This window comes from Microcystis sp. M113S1, assembly GCF_020246945.1.
Lineage (GTDB): Bacteria > Cyanobacteriota > Cyanobacteriia > Cyanobacteriales > Microcystaceae > Microcystis.
Genome location: NZ_JADBSA010000192.1, coordinates 1 through 8,988, shown reverse-complemented (window position 1 = coordinate 8,988; position 8,988 = coordinate 1). Strand labels below are relative to the sequence as shown.

At 44.3% G+C, this 8,988-nt stretch carries 9 protein-coding genes and 1 pseudogene; 6 read left to right on the top strand and 4 right to left on the bottom strand.

The annotated features are described in order from the left end of the window. A partial coding sequence (locus IM319_RS09765; protein ID WP_155120494.1) for a helix-turn-helix domain-containing protein occupies nt 1–96 on the bottom strand: 96 nt, incomplete at its 3' end. Nucleotides 97–187: 91 nt separating this feature from the next. Here IM319_RS09765 and IM319_RS09760 point away from each other — a divergent pair. The 6 genes and pseudogenes from IM319_RS09760 to IM319_RS09730 all read left to right on the top strand — a co-directional run bounded on the left by IM319_RS09760 (nt 188) and on the right by IM319_RS09730 (nt 5,776). Then, entirely contained in the window at nt 188–325 is a 138-nt protein-coding gene (locus IM319_RS09760; RefSeq protein ID WP_287685768.1) for a hypothetical protein, read from the top strand. A gap of 165 nt (nt 326–490) precedes the next feature. After that, a complete protein-coding gene (locus IM319_RS09755; RefSeq protein ID WP_287735461.1) occupies nt 491–1,204 on the top strand; it encodes a 2OG-Fe(II) oxygenase in 714 nt (237 codons plus the stop codon). Nucleotides 1,205–1,490: 286 nt separating this feature from the next. Next, nucleotides 1,491–2,189: a hypothetical protein gene (locus IM319_RS09750; RefSeq protein WP_287735460.1), complete on the top strand. Its 699-nt coding sequence runs from the start codon at nt 1,491–1,493 to the stop codon at nt 2,187–2,189. 374 nt (nt 2,190–2,563) lie between these two features. Beyond that, nucleotides 2,564–3,056, top strand: a pseudogene (locus IM319_RS22470) (methyltransferase); the annotation flags it as partial. A 494-nt stretch (nt 3,057–3,550) separates the two neighbouring features. Continuing rightward, nucleotides 3,551–4,849, top strand: a complete 1,299-nt coding sequence (locus IM319_RS09735) for a homoserine dehydrogenase (protein ID WP_287685763.1) — start codon at nt 3,551–3,553, stop codon at nt 4,847–4,849. 18 nt (nt 4,850–4,867) lie between these two features. Beyond that, nucleotides 4,868–5,776 (top strand): LysM peptidoglycan-binding domain-containing M23 family metallopeptidase, encoded by a 909-nt coding sequence (locus tag IM319_RS09730; protein WP_287735458.1) that lies wholly within the window; start codon nt 4,868–4,870, stop codon nt 5,774–5,776. A gap of 125 nt (nt 5,777–5,901) precedes the next feature. On the opposite strand, the gene IM319_RS09725 is transcribed toward IM319_RS09730, so the two are convergent. The 3 genes from IM319_RS09725 to trpC all read right to left on the bottom strand — a co-directional run bounded on the left by IM319_RS09725 (nt 5,902) and on the right by trpC (nt 8,692). Beyond that, the gene (locus tag IM319_RS09725; RefSeq protein ID WP_287735457.1) at nt 5,902–6,291 is read right to left on the bottom strand and encodes a hypothetical protein; all 390 of its coding nucleotides are present in this window, start codon (nt 6,289–6,291) and stop codon (nt 5,902–5,904) included. A gap of 123 nt (nt 6,292–6,414) precedes the next feature. Further along, nucleotides 6,415–7,569, bottom strand: coding sequence for a pyridoxal-phosphate-dependent aminotransferase family protein (locus IM319_RS09720; RefSeq protein ID WP_287735456.1), 1,155 nt, complete (start codon nt 7,567–7,569; stop codon nt 6,415–6,417). Between the two features lie 232 nt (nt 7,570–7,801). Continuing rightward, nucleotides 7,802–8,692, bottom strand: coding sequence for an indole-3-glycerol phosphate synthase TrpC (gene trpC / locus IM319_RS09715; RefSeq protein ID WP_287735455.1), 891 nt, complete (start codon nt 8,690–8,692; stop codon nt 7,802–7,804). Between the last annotated feature and the right edge of the window lie 296 nt (nt 8,693–8,988).

Below are 8,988 nucleotides of genomic sequence, written 5' to 3'. Positions count from 1 at the left end.
TTTATTGTAAACTAATCTTACACAGCCCAAAGTGCGCCGCAATAGCGACTCTTGTTCGGGTGTTGGGTAAAATCGAAACGAATAGGCTTTTTCCATGTCTCACATTTTAGCATATATTTCGTAAATGTGCTAATATTTAATAGTAAAGCCGTCGTAGAACGACGGGGTTTCAGACCCAAAATTTTCGATGAAATTATCCAAAAGATCAAGAATAGCCGACAATAAAATGATGCAATGGCAAAAAAGAATCCTTAGTGCGCCTCTGGTATATCACGGTCAAGTCTGTATTAAGGGAACTCGCATTATTCTCTCTACTCGCGCTTAGAAATTAATTGAACGTACCCGCGAAACCTTTGCATCAGCGTACATCTGCCTTTTTCCGGATACGGGCAAAGCTCTCGATGCAACGCAAACCTGTTATAATCACCAACTAGATGGAATTCGTGACCGCGTGGGAATGTATCTAGGGCTTTGGGGTGGGAAAGCTGCAATGACAACTGACTTTATCGAGATCTACGAACATGCTTTACGCCCCGAATTGTGCGAAGAGATCAGGCATCGTTTCGAAGCCAGCGACCGCAAGTCGGATGGACGGATCGGTCATGGAGTCGACAAATCCAAGAAGAACAGCACCGACATCACCATCACAGGCCTCTCCGAGTGGAGCGATTTGCACAGTCAGATACTCGACAGCACACTGCGTCACCTGATGTTGTACATTCGCAAGTATCCATATCTGATCACGAGTGCGTTTGCATTGAGCTTGCAAGATCCGGCTACCGGACTGGTCAGGGCGTTAACAGCTTCGGATGTTGGGGCGGCATCGGACCTAGAACTCGGCGAGTATTTGTTCAGAGTGTTTCGACCGGGAGCGATCAACGTTCAGAAATACTCGAAGAGTATCGGGGGTTACTACTACTGGCATTCGGAAATCTATCCTCGCGACCCAGCTGCTGAGACGCTCCATCGCGTCCTTTTGTTTATGTTCTATCTGAACGATGTAGAGCGCGGTGGTGAGACGGAGTTCTTGTACCAAGAACGGAAGCTCAAGCCGACCTCTGGGACGATGGTGATCGCTCCCGCCGGTTTTACCCACACCCATCGCGGCAATGTGCCCGAGTCGCACGACAAGTACATTCTGACCAGCTGGATCTTGTTCAACCGCGCCGAGCAGCTCTATCCTCGCAAACCCAATCCTGCGTGAGACGACACAAGCGACACAAGGACAGGCATTGCCAACCTCGCCATTTTACTGGCAACCGGAACGTTGCGTGGCTCACGATCGGATGTTGGCAACGCGGTAACAAGGGACGAGATGGGCAAATGAATTGGGGCGGAAAATGGAAGGGCAAAAAAGATTTGAGCCGAATGCCTGACAACGGACGGAGTGAACCGTCTGGTGATGGTAGCTCTCTACTCGCACTTAGAAATTAATTGAATGGAAACTATCAGTAATCAGTGATCAATCAACCTTTAACCATGAGTCAGTTATGATGATGAAATTATTAAGATTTGTAGTCATTTTTGCAAGTTTACTGAATGTTACACCTAGGATGGCAAATCATCCACCCCGACAAGTTGCTCAAGCGTCTAGCGCTTATTCGATTCAAGGTTATTGTTTTTCAGTCGCTAATGATGATCTGGATTCTACGGCGAGGATTTATATTCAGGGAAATCAAGTCACGGGTCGGGTAGAAGCTACGATTCATAATGAACAAGAATCTTATTATAGTTCCTATACTCAAACCTTACAAGGAAGGAAAAATGGAAATCATTTAAACTTAAATATCAAGACAAAAATTGAGTTAGATACTCAAACAACTCAAGAAACATGGACGTTAACTTCAGATTCTTTGAATACGGGACGAGTCGTTTATCAAAAACAACCTTGTTTAGTGTCTCAAATTCGGTTTGCCCCAGGAACTAATACCACTACAGTTAATCAATCGGTTGTTCGAGGGAGTCAAGATATTTATTTATTAAGAGCGAATCAAGGACAGAGAATGGATCTGAAAATTACAGCATTAGAAAATAATGCCGTATTCGATGTGATTGCACCGAATGGGCAAATTTTGAAAACAGAAGCTACCCAATCTAGTTTAAAATTACCGGCTACTGGAAATTATGAAATAATTGTAGGGGGAACTCGTGGCAATGCCACCTATAAATTAAATGTTAAAATTCAATAAATAGAAGGAAACATGGAACAGCCTTGTAGCCTTGTAATAAGACTTAGAATTGAGCTTGAGAACGAGTTTCCTGGACGAATTCGAGGCACTCTTCCCAGTTGTTGCCTTGCCAAGTTCCGGCGAACTTCAGCAGCTCCCCTGCTTTAGTTCCTCGTTTAACTCTCTACTCGCGCTTAGAAATTAATTTCATGGAAACTTTACCGAGTGCTGTAATGCAAGGGCTTTATTTTTCTCTCTACTCGCGCTTAGAAATTAGCTGAATCTCCCCCAATCCCTTTCCTGTTGACTCTTGCCTCATCTCAACCAGCAATTTAAATGCGCGGGCAGCTTATCCTATATGGTACTGTTTAACTTTATTCCCACAAAAGTTGATTATGTCCTTACCTGAACTCCCTCTTCATCTTCAATTAACCCAAATGATTTCGGGTTACTGGCTATCTCAAGCTATCTATGCTGCGGCTAAATTGAGTCTAGCCGAGCATTTAAGCAAGGGAGCGAAATCTTGTCAAGAGTTAGCCTCCCTAACTGAGACTAACCCCCTTAGCCGAACATTTATCTAGTGACCATCCCCGGTCAGTAAAAGCGACAGCGATTATGTTAGGAGAGGCCCCCCATTATCAAGCCTGGGGAAATGTGTTATATAGTATTAAAACGGGACAACCATCCTTTGATGATCTGTTTGGGATGGGGGTCTTTGAATATTTTCAAACCCATCCGCTAGATGCAGAGATTTTTGAACAGTCGATGAATAGTTTTTCTTTTTCGAAGGAGAAGGCTATTTTAGCTGTGTATAATTTCTCTGAATTTCAAACCCTAGTAGATGTAGGTGGGGAATACGGTGAGATGTTGGGGACAATCTTAGAGCAAGTATATGGGAGCCAAAAAAATCGTTATTTTTATGGGTTTCTGTTATTCTTGTTTACCTATTTTTTATCCATTCTATTTCTTTGGTATGGTAATTGGGGCTGGATAACTTAGTTGCTCGTGCAGTTGAGTCAAATTACCCTAACTAATAATGCTAACATGGCTCTTTGCTCAGAAAGAGTCGATTGATTTGTTCAAAAATATCAACTATATAGAGGGTTATTGTCATCAGAAATTAGAGTTATGATCAAAAATGTTACTGACATTGCCGAATATCTATATCGCTCAATAAAATCAATAACAATTACAGGATAAGCGTTTAAACTTGATCGAGATTGGCTTGATTTTAATACAAAAATACTGAATATTTATCATCCTCAGGCCTTGAACCCCAGCAAAAGAAAACCCACCGTCAAAGACCTTGTAATGATAAAATCGACAATGGCGACGGCTTGGCCATTAGTATTTTTTGCGTCGGACTAGCAGGAGATAAAAGCGTGACCTTTAAGATTGGTTTACTCGGTTTCGGGGTTGTGGGGACGGGAACAGCGAAAATCCTCCTTGATCCTTTTGGTCGTCATCCCGTACTCAAAGAGATTACCATTGGACGAGTGGGAGTTAGAACCCTAGATAAACCGAGAGAAATCGAGCTTTCTCCCCATATTTTGACCACTGACCTAGAATCGATCGTTACCGACCCCGAAATTGATATTATTGTCGAATTATTGGGGGGTTTGGAACCGGCGCGCTCTTTAATTCTCCAAGCAATCGCATCGGGAAAGCACGTTGTTACGGCAAATAAGGCGGTTATTGCCCGTTTTGGTGATGAAATCTACGCCAAGGCTAACGAAAAAGGGGTTTATGTCCTCCTAGAAGCGGCCGTGGGTGGTGGAATTCCCGTCATTAAACCCTTAAAACAATCCCTCGGTGCTAATCGCATCAGCAGTATCATGGGAATTGTCAACGGCACAACTAACTATATTCTCACGGAAATGAGCCAAAAAGGGGCAGATTTTAGCGAAGTGCTGGCCAAAGCTCAGGAATTAGGCTATGCAGAAGCGGATCCCACTGCGGACGTGGATGGATTCGACGCAGCCGATAAAATTGCCATTTTAGCTTCTTTGGGTTTTGGAGGTCGGGTAAAACGGGAAGATGTTTACTGTGAAGGTATCCGGCAAGTTAGCGCCGTCGATATCGCCTACGCTGATAGACTGGGATTTGTGATTAAATTATTAGCGATCGCAAAAGATACGGTTAAGGAAGATTCCGATACCCTAGAGTTGCGGGTTCATCCGACCCTAGTACCGAAAACTCATCCCCTCGCTAATGCTAACGGAGTCTATAACGCTATTCTCGTCGAGGGGGAACCCTTGGGCCAAGTGATGTTTTATGGACCCGGTGCCGGTAGCGGACCGACGGCCAGCGCGGTAGTATCGGATGTGATGAATATCGTCGGAATTTTAAAAAGTAGTGGCAAAACCAAGGAACTTGACCCGCTTTTAAGCTGTATTCACCAGCATTATTGTCAAATCGCCCCGATGGAGGATTTATCAACCCGTTTTTATGCTCGTTTTCTCTGTCGCGATGTGCCGGGGGTAATCGGTCATTTAGGTATGGCTTTCGGCGACCATGGGGTTAGTCTAGAATCCGTGGTACAAATTGGTATTAGGGGTGATTTAGCCGAAATTGTCGTTGTCACCCACGATGTGCGCGAGGGTAATTTCCGCAACGCTTTAGCGGCAATAGAGTCTTTAGAAGCTATTGACAGTATTCCTAGTATTCTCCGGGTTTTGTAGTCAAGAAATCGCTTTTTTATGGTCATGGGTCGGAGAATCAAAAGTGAGAAAAGTTGGCTAAGTTTCACTAGCACAATTTTGTTTTTTTGTCTAGGTTTTTTGACCTTGAATCAAAAATTAATTTTTGCCCAAGGGTCTGATAATGTTTGTCCCCTGCCGATTTTATCAAGGTTACAACGCCATAAAATCCAAGCGGGAGAAACAATCGCCTCAATCGCCGAAAAATACGCTCTCATCCCCGCAACGATAATTAAACTCAATCCGACTATTCTCAAAAATGGTTTGGCCCCCGTCGGGAAAGAAATCTTCATTCCCCCGATGAACGGCATTCGCATCGAAGCACCCCGGGGTTCCACTTGGCGCGATTTAGAAGCGGCCTATGGTATTCGTGCCGATATACTCTTTGAGCTTAACGGTTGTGGTCGCCAGCCGACAATAGTTTTTATCCCCGGCACCAATTGGTCCGCCGCCGGCAAGCGATCGGATTATACTGGATTAAGTTCTTATCCCTTACCCTTTGCCAGCACTGTCGGATTAGCCTACGGTTGGCAAAAAAGCCCCACGGAACAGAAAAATCTCTTTCATAGTGGTATTGATCTTCTCGCCGATGTTGGTACACCAGTTCTAGCCGCCGAAGATGGTCTAGTGATTTATGTGGGTCAGGAAGGGGCCTATGGTAATTTGGTAGTAATTAATCATTTAGGTCGCCGGCAGACCCGTTATGCTCATTTAAGCAGGGTTACAGTGAGAATTGACCAACGGGTACGAGCAGGAGACGTTATCGGTACGGTTGGCACCACGGGACAACCAGATATTATTCCCCCCCATCTTCATTTTGAGGTGCGCTTAGATACTCCCGTCGGTTGGACAGCGCAGGATCCAGCTTTGCATTTGCCCCAAATCGGCCCGCAATCAAGTCAAAAATAGACCTCCTGCAAAAATAAGTTATCGAGCCTCAATATCAGATAAATTTGACATAATCGTAGGTTTTATTGCTGGAATATTTGTCTCTTGTCTTTTTCTACTCCTGTCTCCTCACCTAACGGAAGATTTTATTTAACTTTGACAAAAGGAAACTTATTTGGGAACCCTAACCTATCAAGTCCCAGGGTTAATAAAAGTAATGCTGCCATAATTGCGATCGTGATCAGTATCCCCGCTTGGGGTTCCGGAGAGGAAAATAGTTTCCAGAATAAAACAACGTTATTGATAAAAATAGCGAAAAATACTAATATAGAATGCCAATCTATACTATCCTGCTTCCCATTTTGTCGCTCATTTTCCTTGTCAGAATTAACTTTCAAAGTTAGAATCAGCAAGAAAGTTGTCAAGACTAAGACAGCTAAAAAAACTAGAGATGCTTGCTCGAAAACTAACTTAAACGCTAACAAAAGGTTAATCACCAAAATAAATACAAACACAAAATTTTGTTTTGCAGACATAACATAAAACCCACAAGAGTTGACTATTACTTTGGCTGGATTATAGCAAACCCTAGATATACAGGATATATTTTCCCGCCAAAATCCCCCTCTCTGGGGAGAAGGGGAAAAATAAACCCAAGATTAACCCTGTACCATGACAGAAGCAGCCGCAGCCACACCAGCACCGGGGGTGACACCTTCGACACCTAACTCAATTAAAGTCGCTTCAATGGCAGCGATAACTGTGAGGATATCCCGCTCACTAGCAAAACCTAAATGACCGATACGGAAGATTTTACCCTTGAGGTGATCCTGACCACCAGCGACAGCGATGTCGAACTTTTTATTGAGAGTCGAACGAATTTTTTCCGCATCCACCAGAGTGGGGGCCACCGCAGTAATCGCCGTGGAAGCGCAGGAATCCGCCGCGTAGAGGGGCAAATCCAGGGCGCGCATACCGGCCCGCGTCATCTGGGTTAAGCGTTGGTGACGGGCGAAAATTGCCGCTAATCCCTCCCTTCTCATCATTTGCAGAGAAGCTTGTAAACCGTACATCAGGTTAACTGGAGGGGTAAAGGGGGAACTATCCTCATCGGTGGCTTTTTTGTATTTGCCTAAATCTAGATAAAAACGGGGCAGTTTGGCGGTTTCGTAGGCTTTCCAAGCTTTTTTGCTCACGGAAACAAAACCTAAACCGGGAGAAATCATATAACCTTTCTGGGAACCAGAACCGACCACATCTAAACCCCATTCATCGATGGGAATATGATAAGCTCCTAAACTGGTGACAGCATCGACGATAATTAAAGCTTCCCCGTGGTCTTTTACCGCTTTGTTAATGCTTTCCAAGTCATTGAGAACCCCGGTGGAAGTTTCCGAATGGGTGATAATTACCGCTTTGATGGCTTTTTCCTTGTCTTCGGTCAGTTTAGCGGTGAATGCCTCTGGATCTAGGGGTTTACCCCATTCTGCCTTAATGACATCCACATTTAAGCCGTATGCTTTCCCCACTTTCGCCCAACGTTCCCCAAATTTACCATTATCCCCCACCAAAACTCGATCGCCGGGGCTGAGAAAATTAATAATTCCCGCTTCCATGGCACCGGTTCCCGAAGCAGTTAGCATTAAAACATCGCCACTGGTTTGATGCAACCATTTAAGATTTTCGGTTAATTCGGCGATTACCTTGCTAAAAGCACCCGTCCGATGACCTATAGGTGCTTTAGCCATAGCCAATAATACCGCTTCCGGCACTGGTGTCGGGCCGGGAATCATCAACATATTTTTATTTTCCATGGTTCGTCCTCTCTCGTTGGGCCATATTTAAAAAGATAAAAAACCAAATCTCGATCGCATCAATTCTGAGGGGATGATTTAAGATTCGGCAGACTCTGATTATATCCCGGCAGATAGCCGTGTCAGTTATCAGTGATCAGTTACCAGTTATCAGGTGTGAGTTTTCAGCGAATAGTATTAAGGGACAAGCTCGGAGCTGCCTTTTTACTGTTTACCGATAACTGAAAAATCCCTAACCGAGATTTTCAAAGAGTTTCTGGATACCGACGGCAGCATCGGGCAGTTTTACCAAAGATTCGCCGATTAGAACCGCATTTGCTCCCGCTTGCTTCACTTTCGCCAGATCTGCAGCTTGGTGTAATCCCGATTCGCTGACGATCAGAATACCTTTTTCTCGCACCTGTTCACCCCTGGCTTCTAGTAATTGGCGAGTATTGTCTAAATCGACTTTAAATGTCTCTAAATTGCGGTTATTGATGCCGATTAGTTCGATTCCCTCAATGGCTAACACTCGATCGAATTCGGCCAGACTATGCACCTCTACCAAAGCTGTCATCCCTAAACCCTTGACAATTTTGACAAAATATGCTAGGTCTTGATCGCTTAAAATAGCGGCAATTAAAAGGACAGCATCGGCTCCTTTAGAGCGAGCGTAGTAGATTTGATAGGGATAAAGGATAAATTCTTTGCATAATAGGGGCAAAGATACCGCTTGCCGGACGAGGGTAAGATTTTCGTAACTACCTTGAAAAAACTTACTATCGGTTAGGACTGATAAACAAGTGGCTCCCCCCTGTTCATAGGTACGGGCGATCGCTACAGGATCAAAATCTTCCCGGATAACTCCCTTGCTCGGGGAAGCTTTTTTCACTTCGGCAATCAAAGCGGGTTGGGTTTTCCCCTGTTTTAAGGCGGCTAAAAAGTCGCAAGGTGGCGCAGTATTGGCTATTTTTTGGCGTAATTCTAATAAAGGCAACCGTTCGCGCAATTTATCGACTTCCATCTCTTTATGCCAAACGATTTCTTCTAAAATATTTTGCGGTTGTGCCTCCGGCACTTTCACCACATAACTCAAACTCTCAACTTTGACGGCAGGATTGGGGTGTTTTCTTCGGATCTGCATTTTTTCACTGTCCAGAGTGTGAACAGTGATTAGTTTAACAGTGATTAGTTATCGGTAATTCAAATAGAGACGCAGTTAACCACGTTTCTACAGACATTTATCTAGGGTCTGCTGAAAAAGTTTTTCGGTGGGGGTTGGGGGTTGGGGGTTGGGGGAATGGGGGATGGGTTTTACCGATTTTCAGGTGGTCAACTACCTAATTTTCAGGGAAAAAGTACCTGAATTTTCCCCCTGATCACTCCCATGCCTGGTACTTTTTGATTGACAAAAAGTCTAAAAGTCTTACCCAACAAGGT

Excerpts from the sequence above, each read along its gene's own strand:
- IM319_RS09760 (WP_287685768.1), top strand. The coding sequence starts at position 188 with ATGAAATTATCCAAAAGATCAAGAATAGCCGACAATAAAATGATGCAA.
- IM319_RS09755 (WP_287735461.1), top strand. The coding sequence starts at position 491 with ATGACAACTGACTTTATCGAGATCTACGAACATGCTTTACGCCCCGAA.
- IM319_RS09750 (WP_287735460.1), top strand. The coding sequence starts at position 1,491 with ATGATGATGAAATTATTAAGATTTGTAGTCATTTTTGCAAGTTTACTG.
- IM319_RS09730 (WP_287735458.1), top strand. The coding sequence starts at position 4,868 with ATGGTCATGGGTCGGAGAATCAAAAGTGAGAAAAGTTGGCTAAGTTTC.
- IM319_RS09725 (WP_287735457.1), bottom strand. The coding sequence starts at position 6,291 with ATGTCTGCAAAACAAAATTTTGTGTTTGTATTTATTTTGGTGATTAAC.
- IM319_RS09720 (WP_287735456.1), bottom strand. The coding sequence starts at position 7,569 with ATGGAAAATAAAAATATGTTGATGATTCCCGGCCCGACACCAGTGCCG.
- trpC (WP_287735455.1), bottom strand. The coding sequence starts at position 8,692 with ATGCAGATCCGAAGAAAACACCCCAATCCTGCCGTCAAAGTTGAGAGT.